Raw genomic sequence first — 17,177 nt, forward strand, 5'->3', positions numbered from 1 at the left:
CATGCGTGCTCGATGAGTGTTGCAGCAAGGCATCGCGGTGCGCGCCGAGCTGCCGCGTTTTCGATCACTGGCAGGCTTCGCAGCCCGGATCGTCGATGGCGCAGAACTTGATGTCGGTGGCCGGCTCGGCGGCCATCTGTGCTCTGGCCGAGGCGGCCGCGGCATCGAGCGCGCTCATGCGCGGCGCGCTGCCGCCGTCGTTGTGGGGCACGGCGTTGAGCCGGCCCGATTGCACCGTGGATTTTTCTGCCTGCGTCGCGCTCGTGGTGCGCAGGTAATAGGTGGTCTTCAGCCCGCGCGTCCAGGCCAGCGTGTAGGTGTCGTGCAGCTTCTTGCCCGAGGCGCCGGCCATGTAGATGTTCAGGCTCTGTGCCTGGTCGATCCACTTCTGGCGGCGCGCGGCGGCTTCCACCAGCCACACCGGCTCGACCTCGAAGGCGGTGGCGTAGAGCTGCTTGATGTCCTGCGGCACGCGGTCGATCGGGCGCAGCGAGCCGTCGAAGTGTTTGAGGTCCATCACCATCACGTCGTCCCACAGGCCCAGGCGCTTCAAGTCGCGCACCAGGTAGTGGTTGATGACGGTGAATTCGCCCGACAGGTTGGACTTGACCGACAGGTTGCCGAAGCAGGGCTCGATGGAGGCGTCCACGCCGATGATGTTGGAGATGGTCGCTGTCGGCGCGATGGCCACGCAGTTGGAGTTGCGCATGCCGTCGCGGGCGATCTTGGCGCGCAGGGCGTCCCAGTCCAGCGTGCTGGAGCGGTCGATCTCGACGTAGCCGCCGCGTGCCTGCTCCAGCAGGTTCAGCGAATCCATCGGCAGCACGCCCTTGTCCCACAGCGAGCCCTTGAAGCTGGAGTACCGGCCGCGCTCGGCCGCCAGCTCGGTGGAGGCCCAGTAGGCGTGGTAGCAGACGGCCTCCATCGAGCGGTCGGCGAACTCCACCGCCTGCTCGCTGGCGTAGGGGATGCGCAGCTCGTACAGCGCATCCTGGAAGCCCATGATGCCCAGCCCGACCGGACGGTGGCGCAGGTTGGAGTCGCGCGCCTTCTTGACGGCGTAGTAGTTGATGTCGATGACGTTGTCGAGCATGCGCATGGCCGTCGAGATCGTCTTCTTGAGCTTCTCGTGGTCGACGCCGCCGTCCTTGATGTGCTGCAGCAGGTTGACCGAGCCCAGGTTGCACACGGCGGTTTCGGTGTCGCTGGTGTTCAGCGTGATCTCGGTGCACAGGTTGGAGCTGTGCACCACGCCCACGTGCTGCTGCGGCGAGCGCACGTTGCAGGCGTCCTTGAAGGTGATCCAGGGGTGGCCGGTCTCGAACAGCATCGAGAGCATCTTGCGCCACAGGTCGGTGGCGGGCACGGTCTTGCTGGGCTTGATTTCGCCGCGCGCGGCCTTCTCTTCATAGGCGACGTAGGCGTGCTCGAAGTCGGCGCCGAACAGGTCGTGCAGGTCGGGGCAGGAGGAGGGCGAGAACAGCGTCCAGCTGCCCTTTTCCATCACGCGGCGCATGAACAGGTCGGGGATCCAGTTGGCCGTGTTCATGTCGTGCGTGCGGCGGCGGTCGTCGCCGGTGTTCTTGCGCAGTTCCAGGAACTCCTCAATGTCCAGGTGCCAGGTCTCCAGGTAGGTGCAGACCGCGCCCTTGCGCTTGCCGCCCTGGTTGACGGCCACGGCCGTGTCGTTGACCACCTTCAGGAAGGGCACGACGCCCTGCGATTCGCCGTTGGTGCCCTTGATGTGGCTGCCCAGGGCGCGCACGCGGGTCCAGTCGTTGCCCAGGCCGCCGGCGAACTTGGACAGCAGCGCGTTCTCCTTGATCGACTCGTAGATGCCGTCCAGGTCGTCTGGCACGGTGGTCAGGTAGCAGGACGACAGCTGCGAGCGCAGCGTGCCGCTGTTGAACAGGGTCGGCGTCGAGGACATGAAGTCGAAGCTCGACAGCACTTCGTAGAACTCGATGGCACGGGCCTCGCGGTCGATCTCGTTCAGCGCCAGGCCCATCGCCACGCGCATGAAGAAGGCCTGCGGCAACTCGATGCGGGTCTTGCGCACGTGCAGGAAGTAGCGGTCGTACAGGGTCTGCAGGCCCAGGTAGTCGAACTTCAGGTCGCGCTCGGGCTTCAGCGCCGCGCCCAGGCGGGCCAGGTCGTACTGCAGGAGCTTCTCGTCCAGCAACTCGGCCTCCACGCCCTGCTTGACGAACTGCGGAAAGTAGTCGGCGTAGGCGGTGGCCATCTCGGCCTGCGCCACCTCGCGGCCCAGCACTTCCTTGACGATGGTGTGCAGCAGCAGGCGGGCGGTGGCGTAGGTGTAGTCGGGATCCTTCTCGATCAGCGTGCGGGCGGCCAGAATGGCGGCCTTGTAGACCTCTTCGACCGGCACGCCGTCGTACAGGTTGCGCAGCGTCTCGGCCAGGATGGGCTCGCCTTTGACCTCGGTGCCCAGATCGGCGCAGGCTTGCCGGATCAGCGTCTGCAGGCCAGGCATGTTCAGCGGTACCCGCTCGCCGCGCTCCAGCACGTGCAGCGTGGGGGCGGGCGCGGTCTGCTCGGCCTTCTGCTGCGCGCGCTCCTGCGCCCGGCGTTCGCGGTACAGCACGTAGGCGCGGGCCACTTCGTGGTGGCCGCCGCGCATCAGGCCCAGCTCGACGTGATCCTGCACGTCCTCGATGTGGAAGGTGCCGCCGCCGGGGCGCGAGCGCATCAGCGCGCGGACCACGGCCTGGGTCAGGGCATCGACGTCCTCGCGCACGCTCGCCGAGGCCGCGCCCTGCGTGCCGTGCACCGCCAGGAAGGCTTTCATCAGGGCCACGGCGATCTTGCTCGGTTCGAAGGACACGACCGCGCCGTTGCGACGGATGATCTGGTACTGCGCGAAGGCGCCGCTGGCCGAGGCGGCCTCTCCCGCAGGCGCGAAAGACGGTTGACGGGGGGTGCTTTGGGCAGGCGTGATGCCGCGTGCAGGCTGCATGGAATCCTCTTGGGTCGCTGGTGTGATCGGGATGGGACGCTTCGGTGCGGGCGTCGTCGTGACGGCTGTTTTTTGAAAGGTATGACCGGGCCGACACACTATATCTAGTGTCTCGACGCTGGGCAAGACACAACCTATAGTGTATTCCCGTTTTTTTGACCGATCCGCGCGCGACGGATTCCGGTGTGCTGGCCTGGCGGGCGCGTCGATGCTGGATGCGTTCGCGCGCAGGCGGGCGTGACAATGCCTGCAACCGGTTTTGCGGCTGAAGAGCGCGAAATTGCTGGCGGATGGGCGCGGCACCTACTCTCGGCATTCGCCGCGCGGAGAACCCCTCAGGCAAGGGGGGGCGTGGCCGCTGCGTCGGGAAAGCGCGTCGCCGGCCAACCCGTGGCGCGCCGCAGCCGGCCCCAATCGAAGCCGGGGCCGGGGTCGTGCTTGCGTCCGGGCGCGATGTGTTCGTGGCCCGCCACGTGCGTGATGGGGTAGCGCTGCGCCAGCGCGGTGCACAGCGTGGCGAGGGTTTCGTATTGGGCGTCCTCGAAACGGCCGCCCTCCAGGCCCTCCAGCTCGATGCCGACGGAATAGTCGTTGCAGTTGTCCCGCCCCTGGAAGCACGAGGCGCCGGCGTGCCAGGCCCGGTCATCGCCGCTGACGAACTGCCACAGCGCGCCGTCGCGCCGGACGTAGAAATGCGCCGATACCTCCAGTCCCCGGATCTGCCGGAAATACGGGTGCGCATCCCAGTCCAGGCGGTTGGTGAACAGTGCCTGCACGTGGTCGCCGCCGAATTCGCCCGGGGGCAGGCTGATGGAGTGCACGACGATCAGGCTCACGTCGCCGCCCGCGGGGCGGATGCCATGGTTGGCTGACCGCAGGGCGTGGGCGAAGCGGTACCAGCCTGCGCGCCAGAGCGCCGCGCAGGCTTCAGCGGCCGTCATCGGCCTGCTCATCGCTGCTGGGGGCCGTGATGCCCAGCCGTGCCATGCGGTAGCGCATCTGGCGCAGGTTCAGGCCCAGGCGCGCAGCGGCTGCCGTGCGGTTGAAGCCGGTTTCGTCGAGCGCCCGGATCAGCACCTGCCGCTCCTGGCCGTCGAGCCATGCCTCCAGGTCGGCGGGCAGCGTTTGCAAGGCTGGGCCGGTTTCCAGATCGGCTGGCACAGCCGGCGCGGCTGGCGCATGCTGGGTTTCCGCCGCAGCCGGCACAGGCTTCGCGGGGGCGGGAAACAGGTCGCCGAAGCCCGACTCGCCGCCTTCGCCCAGGGCGACCGCGCGGTGCAGCAGGTTTTCCAGCTCGCGCACGTTGCCGTCGAGCGGCGCCTCGGCGATCTCCTGCCACTGGCGGGCGGAAAGCTGGGGCGCGCGCGCCCCGGTGTCGGCGGCGATGCGTTCGAGCAGGGCCTGGCACAGCGCCGGCAGATCCTCGCGCCGCTCGCGCAGGGGCGGCACCACGATCTCGATGACGTTCAGACGGTAGAACAGAATCCTGCCGGAAGCGGCCCGCCTGGACCTCGGCCGCCAGATCCTTGTGCGTGGCGCTGACGATGCGCACGTCCACCGGCTCCTCGTGCGTCTCGCCCAGCGGGCGGATGCGCCGCTCCTGGATCGCGCGCAGCAGCTTGGCCTGCATGGCCAGCGGCAGGTCACCGATCTCGTCCAGGAACAGGGTGCCGCCGCGCGCGGCCTGGAAGAAGCCTTCGCGGTCCTGCGCGGCGCCGGTGTAGGAGCCTTTGCGCGCGCCGAAGAACTCGGCTTCGAGCAGGTTCTCGGGAATCGCCCCGCAGTTGACCGGCACGAAGGGGCCCGTGCCGCGGTGGCTGCACGCGTGGATGGCCGCGGCCACCAGTTCCTTGCCCGTGCCTGACTCGCCGTGCACCAGCACCGGTGCCATGCTGCGCGCCACCTTGGCGATGCGCTGCTTGACCGCGCGCATGGCCGGCGAATCGCCGACCAGCCGGCGCAGGGCGTTGGTCCCGTTCGGGCCTGGGCCGCCGGCCGCCGCGGGCGCCGCGCCGGCTTGCTCGACGGACGGTGCCGGAACCGGCGCGCCGGCCGGGGCGGCCGGCGGCGTCTGCAAGGCCGAGTTGACCACCGCGCGGAACTGCTTGAGGTCCACCGGCTTGGTCAGGTAGTCGAACGCGCCGGACTTCAGTGCCTCGACGGCGTTCTCGGCCGACCCGTAGGCGGTGATCATGATGCAGCGCTCGCGGCGCTGCCCGGCCGACAGCGCGCGCAGCAGCTCCAGTCCCAGGCCGTCGGGCAGGCGCATGTCGGTGATGAGGACGTCGAACTCGCGCGCCGCGAGCTGCTCGCGCGCCTCGGCCAGCGAGCCGGCGGCCTGCACCTGATGGCCCTCGCGCAGCAGGGTCAGCTCGTACAGCGTGCGCAGATCCGGCTCGTCGTCGACCACGAGCACGCGCGCGGCGGGGGCGGGGAGCGTGTCGGCGTTCATGGGCGGGTGGCTTCCTCCGGGGGCAGGATCGAATGCGCGCCGTGCGCGCGCCGGAAACTGACGAAGAACTCGTTGCCGTCGACGGCCCGGCCGTCCTGTGCGCGCGGCGTGCGCTCGTGGCCGATGACGGCGCCGTGGCGCTCGCACAATTCGCGGCAGATGAACAACCCCAGGCCGCTGGAGCGCGCCTCGGACGAGAAGAAAGGCTCGAACAAGTGGCGCCGCACCGACGCTTCCATCGGCGGGCCGTCGCTCCAGACCATCAGCATCACCGGTCCGTGGCGGACGGCGTGGGTGGACACCTGGATGGCGCCGGCGCGCTGGCTGGCGTAGCGCGCGGCGTTGTCCAGCAGGTTGACCAGGATGCGGCGCAGGTGCTCGCGGGCAAACCGCACCTGGATGTCCGGCGCCTGCGGCTCCACTTCCAGTCGCTGGCCTGCGCCGCCCTGGTCGCGCCATTCGCGGCAGAACGACTGCACTTCCTCGTCCAGCGCCAGCGCCTGCACGGTGTCCGGCTCGGAGGGGCCCTGCACGCGCACCACGTCGAGCACGTCCTCGACGATGTGGCCCAGGCGCTGGGCGTTCTGCCGCACCATGGCGGTCAGGCGCCGCTGGGTGGGCGATTCCAGGTCTTCCTCCAGCAGGGCGTTGGCCTGGCTGATGGCGGCCAGCGGGTTGCGGATCTCGTGCGCCACCGCGGCCGACATGCGGCCCATGGCGGCCAGCTTCTCGGTGCGCAGGCGTGCTTCCATCTCGCGCAGGTCCTGCAGGAACACGACGCACAGGCCGCCGCCGTCGCCCGTCGAGGGCGTGCGCTGGGTGCGCGCCCGCAGGTGGCTGCCGTGGCGGTCCTCGTGGTGCAGCGCGACCTCGACCTCGTCGATCGGCCCGTCCGCGAAGGTGAGCCGCACCACGTGGGCGAGCTGCACCCAGGCCGGGTTGTCCAGCAGGCTGAAGCGGTCCGGGGTGACCTCCTGGTCGGCGCCCAGCATCACGTGGGCGGCGGGGTTGGCGGCGCGCACGGTGTAGCCGGCGTCGACCACCAGCACGCCGTCGGGCAGCGCCTCGATCACCAGGTTGTTGACCAGCGACTGCATCTGCGTCTCGCCGCGGCTGCGGCGCACCATCGCTTCCTCGCGCGCCAGGCGGGTGGAGAGCTGGTTGGTCAGCAGCGACAGCACCAGCAGCCCCGCGCCGGTCAGGCCGACCTGCACGATGCCGGCGGTGTTTTCCCACGAGGTCGCGCCGGCGCTCCAGGCCGCGTTGCCCAGCAGCACCAGGGTGACCAGGGCGGCGGTGCCCAGCGCCAGCGCGCGCGTGCCCATGATGGCCGCCATCAGCACCGGCAGCGCGAGCAGCGGCGTGTAGTTGATGGCCGGAGACTGCTGCACTTGCAGTGTGATGAAGAAGGCGACGTCGATGCCCACGGTCTGGAGCCACTGGGCGTCGAACGAACGCCCGGGCCCGCTGGGCCGCGCCAACAGGCGCACCAGCACCGTCAGCGCCAGGTAGGCCAGGCTCAGCGCCGCCAGCCACCCAGGCACCACGCGCACGTTGGTGTCGAGCAGCAGGCTCATGCCGACCAGAACCAGCGCCAGCAGCACGCGGGCCGACATGAAGCCGGTCCACAGGCGGGCGAACGACGCGCTGTCGGCCTCGCCCGGCGGCTGGCCGCTCGCGCGCCGGGGCGTGGCCGCGCCCGGGGGCAGCGAGGATGCGCCGAACCAGGGGGGCTGTTCGGCCGGCGTGCGCGCGACCCTCATGGGCGCGCCTCCGCGTGCGCGTGCCGCGTGCACGAGCGCTTTCGGAGCGGCCGGGCGGCGTTCATGCCCCCTCGGATTCCCGGCGGTGGGCGGCGCAGCAGTAGCTGCCCTGGCGGCCCGCCACCACCTCGTTGCCTGGCACGTGCGTGCCGCAGCGCGCGCAGCGCACCATGGCCAGGGTGGCGGCGGCGCCGCCCTGACGCGCCTGGCCGCGCGCGCGCCGGCCACGCTGCCACAGCCACACGCCGGCCAGCACCGCCAGCAGCAGGACCAGCAGCTTCATGTCGGACGCCCCAGCAGCACTTCGAGCACGAAGCGCGAGCCCACGTAGCCCAGCAGCAGCAGCGCGGCGCCGATGTAGAGCACGCGCACCGCGCGCCGGCCGCGCCAGCCCAGCAGCGAGCGGCCGGCCAGCAGCACGGCGAAGGTCAGCCACGACAGCAGCGTGAAGACGCGCTTGTGGTCCCAGCGCCAGCCCACGTAGGTGTCGCCGTAGATCCGCTCGCCGAAGAACATGCCCGCCAGCATGGTCAGCGTCAGCAGCACGAAGCCGGCGCCGACGAAGCGGAACATCAGCCGCTCCAGCGTCAGCAGCGGCACGCCGCCCTCGGTGGCCTGCGAGGCGTTGCGCATGTCGGATTCGGCGCGCGACATCATCCAGCCGTGCGCCACCGCCGCCGCGAACAGCCCGTAGGCGGCGATGCCCAGCGCCCAGTGCAGCGGCAGCAGCGGCGACGAGCTGACGTGCAGCGGCGCGCCCGGGAACGCCAGCGCCAGCACGATGGCCAGCGCGCCGAAGCCGGCCAGCGCCCAGCGTGCCTTCATGCGCGGGTAGAGCTGGCTCTCGATGGCGTACACCGTCAGCACCAGCCAGACCGTGATCGACAGCGCCGGCGCGAAGCCGAAGCGCGGCTGCCCGGCCAGCAGGCTCCAGCCCAGCAGCAGGCCGTGCAGCAGCCAGGCCAGCAGCAGCACCCGCCGCGCGGTGACGGCGCCGATGGCGCGCGAGGCCAGCGCCGGCACCGCGTAGGCCAGCGCGGCGGCGCCGGCCAGCAGCAGGCTGACGGGGGAGGCGCTGGCTAGAATCATGCACGCAAGTTTAGCGGCTCGCCCCCTGCGGACAGGGCCGGTGCGCCGCGCCCCAACCCCGCCCATGGCCACCGCACTCACCGACAAACTCTCCAGCCTGGTCAAGAAGATCTCCGGCCAGGCCCGCATCACCGAAGCCAACGTGCAGGACATGCTGCGCGAGGTGCGCCTGGCCCTGCTGGAGGCCGACGTGGCCTTGCCCGTGGTGCGCGACTTCGTCGCCCGCGTCAAGGACAAGGCCATGGGCCAGGAGGTGCTGGGCAGCCTCAAGCCCGGCCAGGCGCTGGTGGGCATCGTCAACCGCGAGCTGGCCGCCACCATGGGCGAGGGCGTGAGCGACCTGAATCTGGCCGCGCAGCCCCCGGCGGTGATCCTGATGGCCGGCCTGCAGGGCTCCGGCAAGACCACCACCACCGCCAAGCTGGCGCGCCACCTGATCCAGAAGCGCAAGAAGAAGGTGCTCACCGTCTCGGGCGACGTGTACCGGCCCGCCGCCATCGAGCAGCTCAAGACCGTCACCGGGCAGGCCGGCGCCGACTGGTTCCCCAGCACGCCCGAGCAGAAGCCGCTGGACATCGCCCGCGCCGCGCTCGACCACGCGCGCAAGCACTTCTACGACGTGCTGATCGTCGACACCGCCGGCCGCCTGGCGATCGACGAGGCGCTGATGCAGGAGATCAAGGCCCTGCACGGCGCGCTCGACCCGGTCGAGACGCTGTTCGTCGTCGATGCCATGCAGGGCCAGGACGCCGCCAATACCGCCCGGGCCTTCAAGGACGCGCTGCCGCTGACCGGCATCGTTCTGACCAAGATGGACGGCGACTCGCGCGGCGGCGCGGCGCTGTCGGTGCGGCAGGTCACTGGCGCGCCGATCAAGTTCGCCGGCGTCAGCGAGAAGCTCGACGGCCTGGAGGTGTTCGACGCCGAGCGCCACGCCGGCCGCATCCTGGGCATGGGCGACGTGGTGGCGCTGGTCGAGCAGGTCACCGCCAACGTGGACATCGAGGCCGCCAGGAAGCTGGCCGAGAAGGTCAAGAGCGGCAGCGGCTTCGACCTGCAGGACTTCCTGGGCCAGTTGCAGCAGATGAAGCAGATGGGCGGCTTGAGCAGCCTGATGGACAAGCTGCCCACTCAGCTGGCCGGCAAGGCCACCGATGCCGACCTCACGCGCGCCGAGAAGGACATCCGCCGCAAGGAAGGCATCATCAACAGCATGACGGCGCTGGAGCGCCGCAAGCCCGAACTGCTCAAGGCCAGCCGCAAGCGCCGCATCGCCGCCGGCGCCGGCGTGCAGGTGCAGGAGGTCAACCGCCTGCTCAAGGAGTTCGAGCAGATGCAGGCGATGATGAAGCAGATGAAGGGCGGCGCGATGATGAAGATGATGCGCCGCATGGGTGGCATGAAGGGCCTTGGCGGCCTGATGGGCGGTGGCGGCCTGCCGCCGCTGCCGCCGGGCGGCAAGCGGCCGTTCTAGGTCTATGAGTCAAATCGGCCTCCAGTGCTTGCCAGTCAAGCGCTGGCAGCTATTAAAATGGGAGTAATCCAGTGTTCGTTCCCACGATGCTGCCGCGCACGCGCTCTCATTCCGTCGTCGCAACCCACCGGGCACGCGCATCCGCCGCCACGGCCCGCGCCCCTTGGATGCGCAGGGGGTTGATGTCCAGCTCCGCCAGCCGGGGGCCCAGCGTGGCCGCGAGCACCGACACCTGGTGCACGATGCGCGCCACGGCCGCCAGGTCGGCCGGCTCGCGCCCGCGGTAGCCGTCCAGCAGGGGGAAGTAGCGCAGCTCGCGCAGCGCCTGCTCGGCCGCGCGCGGGCTCACGGGGGCGGGCAGCAGGCGCACGTCCTTCATCAGCTCCACCAGCGTGCCGCCGGTGCCCACCATGACCAGCGGGCCGTACTGCGCGTCGTGCACGGCGCCGACCATCAGCTCCACGTCGCCCTGGATCATGGGCTGCACCAGGCAGCCCTCGAAGCGCACGCCGGCGCGCCCCGCCGCCTCCGCGATCTGCGCGAAGGCGCCGCGCACGGCCTGCGCGTCGGCCAGGTTCAGCTTGACGCCGCCCATGTCGCTCTTGTGCGTGACGCCTTCGGCGACGATCTTCAGCACCACCGGGTAGCCCATGGCCTGCGCGATCCGCGCCGCCTGCTCGGCGTCGGCCGCCAGTTCACCCTCGGCGGTGGGAATGCCGGCCGCGGCCAGCAGCTTCTTGGCCTGGTCTTCCGACAGCAGGCCGGTGCCCAGCTCCTGGGCCATCTGCGCCAGCGGCGCCGGCAGTGCGGGCAGCGCCACCGGCTCGGGCGCCTGGTAGTGCTTGAGCCACAGCATGTCCTTCACCGTGAGCAGCGCTTCCTGCACGCTGGGGAAGAAGGGCGCGCCCAGCTCGATCAGGGCCAGGCGCATCGCCTCGGTGATGCCGCTGGCGCTGTTGACCACCAGGCAGGGCTTGCCGTGGCGCCGCCCCAGTTCGGTGAAGAGCTGCGCGATCTCGGGCATGCGGCCCTGCGGCGTCATGATGTACAGGCACGCGCCCACGGCCGGGTCGCGCACGATCGGCTCGATCGAGCCCTGGATGACGTCGGGGCGCCCCTTGCCCGGCCCGGCCACGACGGCGCCCATGTCGTAAGGCAGCTGCTGGTTGGCCTCGGTGACGAAGGCGGCCAGCGCTGCGCGCGTTTCGGCGCCCAGCTCGGCCATGGCCAGGCCGTGGTCCGACAGCGCGTCGGTGCCCAGCGCGCCGGCGCCGCCGGAGCCGCTGAACAGCGCCACGCCGTCCACCGGCGGCAGCGGGAAGGACTGCAGCGCCTGCGCCGTCAGCAGCATCTGCAGCGCGTCGGTCTGCACCAGGATGCCGGCCTCGCGGCAGCGCGCCACGAAGGCGTCGTAGGAGCCGGCCAGGCTGGCGGTGTGCGAGGCCACCGCGCGCTCGCCCTGCGGCGTGCGGCCGGCCTTGGTGATGAGCACCGGCTTGCCCGCCGCGCGGGCGCGGCGCGCGATGCTGAACAGGCGGTCGATGGAGTCGGCCCCCTCCATGTAGAGGCAGATCACGTCGGTGGCCGGGTCGTCCACCAGGTAGTCGAAGAAGTCGCAGATCTTCAGCCCGGCCTGGTTGCCCAGCGTGGCGCAGCTGCTGAAGCCGGCGCCGATGTGGCCGGCGCGCGCGATCATGGCGCCGACGATGGCGCCGCTCTGGCTGGCCACGCCGATGCGGCCGCGCGGCATGGTGTCGAAGAACTCCAGCAGCGCGGTGGAGTTGAGCAGCGCCAGGTTCTCGCTGGCGTTGAGGATGCCCATGCAGTTGGGGCCGATCATCGGCAGGCCGGCCTCCTCGGCGATGGCCACCACGCGCGCCTGCTTGGCCGCGCCCTCGGGGCCCGTCTCGGCGAACTGTGCGGTCACGATCATGACGGCGCGCACGCCGGCCGCCACGCAGTCGCGCATGGCCTGCTCCACGCCGTCCACCGTGATGCTGATGACCGCCAGGTCCACCGGGCCGGGCACGTCGCGGATGTTGGCGAAGGCCGGCAGGCCCTGGATGGTGCTGGCCTTGGGGTTGACCGGATAGACGGCGCCGGCGTACTTGAACTTGGCCAGCAGCGACTGCAGCAGGCCGCCCCACTTGTTGCGGTCCTCGGAGGCGCCGATGAAGGCCACCGAGCGCGGCGAGAGGATGGCGCGGATGCCATCGTGCGAATGCGGGGGAGGGGGCGTCGTCGTCATGGCTTCACTTCTTGCCGTAGCTCACCTGCATGCCCGCGCGCACGTCCGACTGCACTTCGTAGGGGGGAATGGGGTAGCGCAGGCCGTTGCGCGACAGGGCGGCCAGCCCTTCCAGCGCCTTGGCCAGGTGCGCGGGCTTGAGGGCCATGAGCATCTCGTCGTCGGGCACGCCGCCGTAGCGCCGCTCGGGAAAGCAGGGCAGCGACAGGCTGGGCTCGCCGGTGGCCAGCGCGCGGCCCCAGGAGTCGGCGCAGGCCGATTCGCCGACCGCGCCCCATTCCAGCTTCTTGTAGCCCGTCCACTGCAGGCCGTTGATGAACAGGATCATCTGCGCCGGGTTGGCGTAGACCAGGCAGACGTCGGGGTTGAGCCGGCCGCTGGCCAGCGGCGAGACGGCCATCGCCTGGTAGCGGCCGTAGGGCACGCAGTGCATGGCCTTCTGGTGCGCGGCGGCGTCGGCCTCGGTGGCGAACCACACGCCGGCGAAAGGCTTGCCGGCCTGCCAATCCTCGTTTTGCGGCGAGAGGCCGATCACCGCCGAGCACTGCGGCCCGACCAGGTCGGCGGCGGTGATGCCCACGGTGAAGCCCAGCCGCGCGGCCTGGCCGATGATCTGGTCGGTGGTGTGGATGGCGCCGTTGGGGCGGCGGATCTTGGGCACCGCCTCCATGTCCTCCACGCGCTCGAACATCTGGATGCCGATGGGCGTGGTCTTCAGGCGCAACAGGCGGAAGAGCTGGTCGGTGAGGGTGGCGCCGTCGATCGTGGGGTTGGTCGTTGTCGTGGTTTCAGGCATGGCGGACTTCGGAGAGGAAAGCCTTGGCGCGCTCGCTGCGCGTGGCGGTGAAGAAGGGTTCGGGCGGCGCATCCTCGATGATCTGGCCGTCGGCCATGAAGACCACGCGGTCGGCCACTTCGCGCGCGAAGCCCATCTCGTGCGTCACGCACAGCATCGTCATGCCCTCGTGGGCCAGCTGGCGCATCACCGCCAGCACCTCGCCCACCATCTCGGGGTCCAGCGCGCTGGTGGGCTCGTCGAACAGGATGATGGGCGGCTGCATGGCCAGCGTGCGGGCGATCGCCACGCGCTGCTGCTGGCCGCCCGAGAGCTGGCTGGGCGAGGCGTCGGCCTTGTTGGCCAGTCCCACCCGCGTGAGCAGCGCCATCGCCCGTTCCTTGGCTTCCTGCTCGGACAGCTTGAGCAGATGGCGCGGCGCCAGGCACAGGTTGTCCATCACCGTCAGGTGCGGGAACAGGTTGAAGCTCTGGAACACGAAGCCCACGCGCTGGCGCATCGCGTTGACCTCCTTGGCTGAAGGGCCGGGCTCCTTGCCTTCGATGAGGATGCGCCCGGACTCGATGCTCTCCAGCCGCGTGATGGTGCGCAGCAGCGTGGACTTGCCTGAGCCCGAGGGCCCGCAGATCACCACCACCTCGCCTTGGCGGAAGTCCAGGGTGATGTCCTTGAGGACCACGTTGTCCCCGAAACGCTTGCTCACGCCCTGGAACTCGATGGCCTTGGGTTTGTCTTGCATCGTCGATTCCATGATGGCTGTGAAGGATGTTCAGGCCTGCGCGGCAGCGCCCGTGTTGCCGGCGCCGGGCGTGCGGGAGGCGCGCGGGCCGGCGAAGCGCCGCTCCATCCAGCGCCCCAGCAGCGTGAGCGGGTAGCACAGCACGAAGTAGGCAATGCCCAGCAGCGTGAAGATCGGGATGGCCTTGTCGCCCAGCGTGTCGTTCAGGCCCATGAACTCCAGCGTCATCTCGTGCAGCCCGATCACCGAGCCCAGCGCCGTTTCCTTGATCAGCAGCACGAACTGGCTGACGATGCTGGGCAGCATGTTGCGCAGCGCCTGCGGCAGGATGACGTGGCGCATCGCCTGTGCGTGCGGCAGGCCGAGAGACCGTGCCGCCTCGTACTGCCCCCGGGGCAGAGCCTCGATGCCGGCGCGGATGGTCTGCGACAGGTAGGCGCCGTTGAACAGCGTCATCACCACCAGCACCACCAGCCACAGCGGCGCGCCTTTGATGACCATTGGCAGCAGGAAGTACACCCACAGCAGATGCACGATCAGCGGCACGCTGCGCATGTAGAACACGAACAGCTCCACCGCCCGCGCCAGCGCACGCCAGGGGCTGATGAGGCCCAGGCAGACGACCAGCCCAGCCGGCATGGCCAGCAGCAGGCCGGCTGCGGCCAGGATCAGCGTCATCGCCAGCCCGCCCAGCGGGCCATCGGGGTAGTAGCCGATCAGCAGCTGCACCCAGTAGGTTTGGAGGATGTCCCACATGGTCGTGTCCTACCTGGCCGGATAGCGGCGCTGGTACCGCTGGCTCAGGATGGTCAGCGCCACCGCGATCAGCAGGAAGAAGACCGTGGTGAAGGCGTACACGCCCACGCTCAGGAAAGAGGCGTCGTTGACCGCGCGGGTCACGAAGGCCAGCTCGCCCACGCCCACCATCAGCGCCACGGTGGTGTTCTTGGTGATGTTCATGGCCTGGCCCAGCAGCGGCGGCACGGTGGTGCGCAGCGCCTGGGGCAAGACGACCAGGCGGAAGGTGTCGAAGAAGCCGAAGCCCAGCGAATGGGCTGCTTCGGCTTGGCCGTGCGCGATGCCGCGGATGCCGCTGCGGATGTCCTCCGAGATGAAGGCCGACGAGTAGATGATCAGTGCCACCAGGGACATGTGGAAGCCCACGTCGTGCTGGTAGAACGCGCGCTTGAGGTCATCGGGCAGCATCTCCGGCACCGCGAAGTACCAGAACATGACGTGCACCAGCAGGGGGATGGTGCGCACGAGTTCGACATAGGCGGTGGCCGGCAGCCGGATCCAGCGCGCGGGCGCCAGCCGGGCGAAGGCCACGACCATGCCCAGCAGCAGCCCGCCCACGATGGCGCCGGCCGTCAGGCCCAAGGTGGTCTGGATGCCCTTGAGCAGCATGGCCCGGTACTCGGGCCGGAACATGACGCCCCAGTCGATGGAGGTCAGGGTGTCCACGGTTGGGCTCGCTCGCTGTGCTGTGGCTTCTTCGATCCGGGGCCGATTGCCTGCCGCGCTGCCTCAAGGCTGCTTGTACGGCGCAAAGGTGAAGCTGCGCTTCATCTTCAGATCCGAGCCGGCGCCGAACCATTGGTCGAAGATCTGCGCGGCCTTGCCGCTTTTTTCCAGCTCGGTCAGGGTGTCGTTCACGGCAGCCAGCATGCGCGTCTCGCCCTTGCGCACGCCGATGCCGATCTGCTGCTGGTCCACCGGCTGGTCGAGGATGCGCCACTTGTCGCGTTTGCCCTCGATCAGGCCGATGAGCGTGGTCTCGTCGCCCGCCATCGAATCGACCTTGCCCTGCTCCAGCGCCAGATAGGCGTTGGCCGGCGAAGGGAAGACCTTGAGGTCCACGCCCTGGATGACCTTGGGTATCTTCACCTCGTGCTGCGAGCCGCTGATGCCGGCCATGCGCTTGCCAGTGAGGTCGGCAAAGCCCTTGATAGGCGAGGACGCGGGCACCATCACCTTCACGTCGACGGTGAAGTAGTTGTGGCTGAAGTCGATCAGCTTGGCGCGCTCGGGGGTGTTGGTGAGGTTGGCCAGGGCGATGTCGGTGCGGCCCGACTGCAGGTCGGTCACGCGCGTGGCACCGGTGATGAACACCAGCTCGGGCTTGACGCCGATTTTGGCGGCGATGGCGTCACAGATGTCCACGTCATAGCCCACGAACTTGCGCGTCTTCGGATCCTGCACGAAGGAGAAGGGTTTGTACTGCGAGCCGACGCCGCACTTGAGCACGCCGGCCGCCTTGACGCTGTCGAGCGGGTCCGCGTGCGCCGGTGCGCCTGCCAGGCCGAGCAGCGCGAGGGCCGCGCCCAGATGCATCGCATGGATCCTTGTCGTCATTCTGTGTCTCCTGAGTCGTCGTGGTGAAGTGTCGATTCTGCGCGCGGGTCGATGCGCCTCAAGCTGTGGAGGCCGCCAGCCGCTGCAGGCCGGCCTCCAGGTCGGCGATGAGGTCCAGCGGGTTTTCGAGGCCCACGTGCACCCGCAGGCAGAGGTCGCCTGCGGCGATCGGGCTGCTCACGCGGTAGCCGCCCGGCTTGACCGGGATGACCAGGCTCTCGAAGCCGCCCCAGCTGAAGCCCATCTTGAACAATTGCATGCCGTCGAGCATGGCGACCACGGCCGCCTCGGGCGCAGGGCGCAGCACCACGCCGAACAGGCCGCTGGCGCCGTGGAAGTCGCGCTTCCACAGCTCATGGCCCGGCGCGCCGGGCAGCGCGGGGTACAGCACTTCGCGCACCTGGGGCTGCTCGCGCAGCCACTGGGCCACCTGCAGCGCGTTTTCCTGGTGCTGGCGCAGCCGCACGGCCAGGGTGCGCAGGCCGCGCAGTCCGAGGAAGGCGTCGTCGGGTGAGGCCGTCAGTCCCAGCGCGCCGTGGAAAGCACGCACCTCCAGGTACAGCTCGCGCGTGCGCGCCACGATCACGCCCAGCAGCGCGTCGGAATGGCCCACCACGTATTTGGTCAGCGAATGGATGGACAGGTCCACCCCGTGCTGCAGCGCCGGGAAGAGCAGCGCCGTGCCCCAGGTGTTGTCCATCAGCACGCGGGCGCCGGCGGCGTGGGCCGCCGCGCAGATGGCTGGGATGTCCTGCACCTCGAAGGTGCCGGAGCCGGGCGATTCGGTGTACACGACCGTGGTGTTCGGCTGGATCAGCTCCGCGATGCCGGCCCCGGCCAGCGGCGGGTAGTAGGTGGTGCCCACGTTCATCTTCTTGAGCACCGTCTCGCAGAAGCCGCGCACAGGCGGATAGACGCTGTCCACCATCAGGACGTGGTCGCCGGGCTTCACGCTGGCCAGCAGCGCGGTGGTGATGGCCGACAGGCCCGAGGGCGTGAGCATCGCGCTGGCACCGCCTTCGAGCTGCGCCAGCGCCGATTCCAGCGCGCGGCCGGTGGGCGTGCCCCAGCGGCCGTAGGCGCGGTGCCCGCTGCTGTTCTTGAGCTGCTCCACCTTGTCGAACAGTACCGTCGAGCCACGGTACGGCGGGATGCTGACCAGGCCGTTGGACAGCTTGGCGTCGCGTCCCACGTGGGTTACGCGGGTCTCGACGTGCAGAGGAGTGGCGGCGGCTTCGCTCATGAAAGTCTTTCTGGAGGCACGGCTCGCGGCAGTATATTTAA

Annotated in this window: 13 protein-coding genes and 1 pseudogene; 1 reads left to right on the forward strand and 13 read right to left on the reverse strand. The window is 69.8% G+C overall.

Translation table 11 applies throughout. From position 1 onward, the window contains the following. Positions 1-64: 64 nt before the first annotated feature. From QM772_RS14790 to QM772_RS14815, 6 genes and pseudogenes are all read right to left on the reverse strand, one after another. A complete protein-coding gene (locus QM772_RS14790; protein ID WP_415137756.1) occupies positions 65-2,977 on the reverse strand; it encodes a ribonucleoside-diphosphate reductase subunit alpha in 2,913 nt (970 codons plus the stop codon). Positions 2,978-3,312: 335 nt separating this feature from the next. Next, positions 3,313-3,918 carry a 1,6-anhydro-N-acetylmuramyl-L-alanine amidase AmpD gene (gene ampD / locus QM772_RS14795; RefSeq protein WP_415137758.1) on the reverse strand — a complete coding sequence of 202 codons (606 nt, stop codon included), beginning with the start codon at positions 3,916-3,918 and terminating at the stop codon, positions 3,313-3,315. After that, a pseudogene (locus QM772_RS14800) lies at positions 3,905-5,429 on the reverse strand (sigma-54-dependent transcriptional regulator). Before QM772_RS14800 ends, ampD begins: the two are co-directional and overlap by 14 nt. After that, complete coding sequence (locus QM772_RS14805) at positions 5,426-7,192, reverse strand: sensor histidine kinase (RefSeq protein ID WP_415137760.1); 1,767 nt, start codon at positions 7,190-7,192, stop codon at positions 5,426-5,428. The pseudogene QM772_RS14800 and the gene QM772_RS14805 overlap by 4 nt, the downstream one beginning before the upstream one ends. 61 nt (positions 7,193-7,253) lie before the next feature. Continuing rightward, complete coding sequence (locus QM772_RS14810; protein ID WP_415137762.1) at positions 7,254-7,475, reverse strand: PP0621 family protein; 222 nt, start codon at positions 7,473-7,475, stop codon at positions 7,254-7,256. Beyond that, on the reverse strand, positions 7,472-8,281 hold the full coding sequence (locus QM772_RS14815) for an inner membrane protein YpjD (RefSeq protein WP_415137764.1): 810 nt from the start codon (positions 8,279-8,281) through the stop codon (positions 7,472-7,474). Before QM772_RS14815 ends, QM772_RS14810 begins: the two co-directional genes overlap by 4 nt. 64 nt (positions 8,282-8,345) lie before the next feature. Here QM772_RS14815 and ffh point away from each other — a divergent pair, with 64 nt between their 5' ends. Next, on the forward strand, positions 8,346-9,755 hold the full coding sequence (gene ffh / locus QM772_RS14820) for a signal recognition particle protein (protein WP_415137766.1): 1,410 nt from the start codon (positions 8,346-8,348) through the stop codon (positions 9,753-9,755). A gap of 106 nt (positions 9,756-9,861) precedes the next feature. Here the strand turns inward: ffh and QM772_RS14825 are convergent, their stop codons facing one another. The 7 genes from QM772_RS14825 to metC all read right to left on the reverse strand — a co-directional run bounded on the left by QM772_RS14825 (position 9,862) and on the right by metC (position 17,136). Continuing rightward, positions 9,862-12,003: an acetate--CoA ligase family protein gene (locus tag QM772_RS14825; protein ID WP_415137768.1), complete on the reverse strand. Its 2,142-nt coding sequence runs from the start codon at positions 12,001-12,003 to the stop codon at positions 9,862-9,864. Positions 12,004-12,007: 4 nt separating this feature from the next. Continuing rightward, positions 12,008-12,799, reverse strand: a complete 792-nt coding sequence (locus QM772_RS14830) for a DUF169 domain-containing protein (protein WP_415137770.1) — start codon at positions 12,797-12,799, stop codon at positions 12,008-12,010. Continuing rightward, positions 12,792-13,538: an amino acid ABC transporter ATP-binding protein gene (locus QM772_RS14835; RefSeq protein WP_415137772.1), complete on the reverse strand. Its 747-nt coding sequence runs from the start codon at positions 13,536-13,538 to the stop codon at positions 12,792-12,794. Before QM772_RS14835 ends, QM772_RS14830 begins: the two co-directional genes overlap by 8 nt. A gap of 30 nt (positions 13,539-13,568) precedes the next feature. Further along, a complete protein-coding gene (locus tag QM772_RS14840) occupies positions 13,569-14,294 on the reverse strand; it encodes an amino acid ABC transporter permease (RefSeq protein ID WP_415137774.1) in 726 nt (241 codons plus the stop codon). Between the two features lie 9 nt (positions 14,295-14,303). Continuing rightward, the gene (locus QM772_RS14845) at positions 14,304-15,002 is read right to left on the reverse strand and encodes an amino acid ABC transporter permease (protein WP_415137776.1); all 699 of its coding nucleotides are present in this window, start codon (positions 15,000-15,002) and stop codon (positions 14,304-14,306) included. Positions 15,003-15,065: 63 nt separating this feature from the next. Then, positions 15,066-15,893, reverse strand: a complete 828-nt coding sequence (locus QM772_RS14850) for a transporter substrate-binding domain-containing protein (protein ID WP_415137778.1) — start codon at positions 15,891-15,893, stop codon at positions 15,066-15,068. 58 nt (positions 15,894-15,951) lie between these two features. Beyond that, the gene (gene metC, locus QM772_RS14855; protein ID WP_415137780.1) at positions 15,952-17,136 is read right to left on the reverse strand and encodes a cystathionine beta-lyase; all 1,185 of its coding nucleotides are present in this window, start codon (positions 17,134-17,136) and stop codon (positions 15,952-15,954) included. Positions 17,137-17,177 lie beyond the last annotated feature (41 nt).

Source organism: Ottowia sp. (assembly GCF_047601385.1).
Classification (GTDB): domain Bacteria; phylum Pseudomonadota; class Gammaproteobacteria; order Burkholderiales; family Burkholderiaceae_C; genus Ottowia.

What these genes read in the sequence shown, in the direction of transcription:
- QM772_RS14850 (WP_415137778.1), bottom strand. Translation starts at nt 15,893, where the DNA reads ATGACGACAAGGATCCATGCGATGCATCTGGGCGCGGCCCTCGCGCTG.
- QM772_RS14815 (WP_415137764.1), bottom strand. Translation starts at nt 8,281, where the DNA reads ATGATTCTAGCCAGCGCCTCCCCCGTCAGCCTGCTGCTGGCCGGCGCC.
- QM772_RS14835 (WP_415137772.1), bottom strand. Translation starts at nt 13,538, where the DNA reads ATGCAAGACAAACCCAAGGCCATCGAGTTCCAGGGCGTGAGCAAGCGT.
- QM772_RS14805 (WP_415137760.1), bottom strand. Translation starts at nt 7,192, where the DNA reads ATGAGGGTCGCGCGCACGCCGGCCGAACAGCCCCCCTGGTTCGGCGCA.
- ampD (WP_415137758.1), bottom strand. Translation starts at nt 3,918, where the DNA reads ATGACGGCCGCTGAAGCCTGCGCGGCGCTCTGGCGCGCAGGCTGGTAC.
- QM772_RS14825 (WP_415137768.1), bottom strand. Translation starts at nt 12,003, where the DNA reads ATGACGACGACGCCCCCTCCCCCGCATTCGCACGATGGCATCCGCGCC.
- ffh (WP_415137766.1), top strand. Translation starts at nt 8,346, where the DNA reads ATGGCCACCGCACTCACCGACAAACTCTCCAGCCTGGTCAAGAAGATC.
- QM772_RS14790 (WP_415137756.1), bottom strand. Translation starts at nt 2,977, where the DNA reads ATGCAGCCTGCACGCGGCATCACGCCTGCCCAAAGCACCCCCCGTCAA.
- QM772_RS14810 (WP_415137762.1), bottom strand. Translation starts at nt 7,475, where the DNA reads ATGAAGCTGCTGGTCCTGCTGCTGGCGGTGCTGGCCGGCGTGTGGCTG.
- metC (WP_415137780.1), bottom strand. Translation starts at nt 17,136, where the DNA reads ATGAGCGAAGCCGCCGCCACTCCTCTGCACGTCGAGACCCGCGTAACC.
- QM772_RS14830 (WP_415137770.1), bottom strand. Translation starts at nt 12,799, where the DNA reads ATGCCTGAAACCACGACAACGACCAACCCCACGATCGACGGCGCCACC.
- QM772_RS14840 (WP_415137774.1), bottom strand. Translation starts at nt 14,294, where the DNA reads ATGTGGGACATCCTCCAAACCTACTGGGTGCAGCTGCTGATCGGCTAC.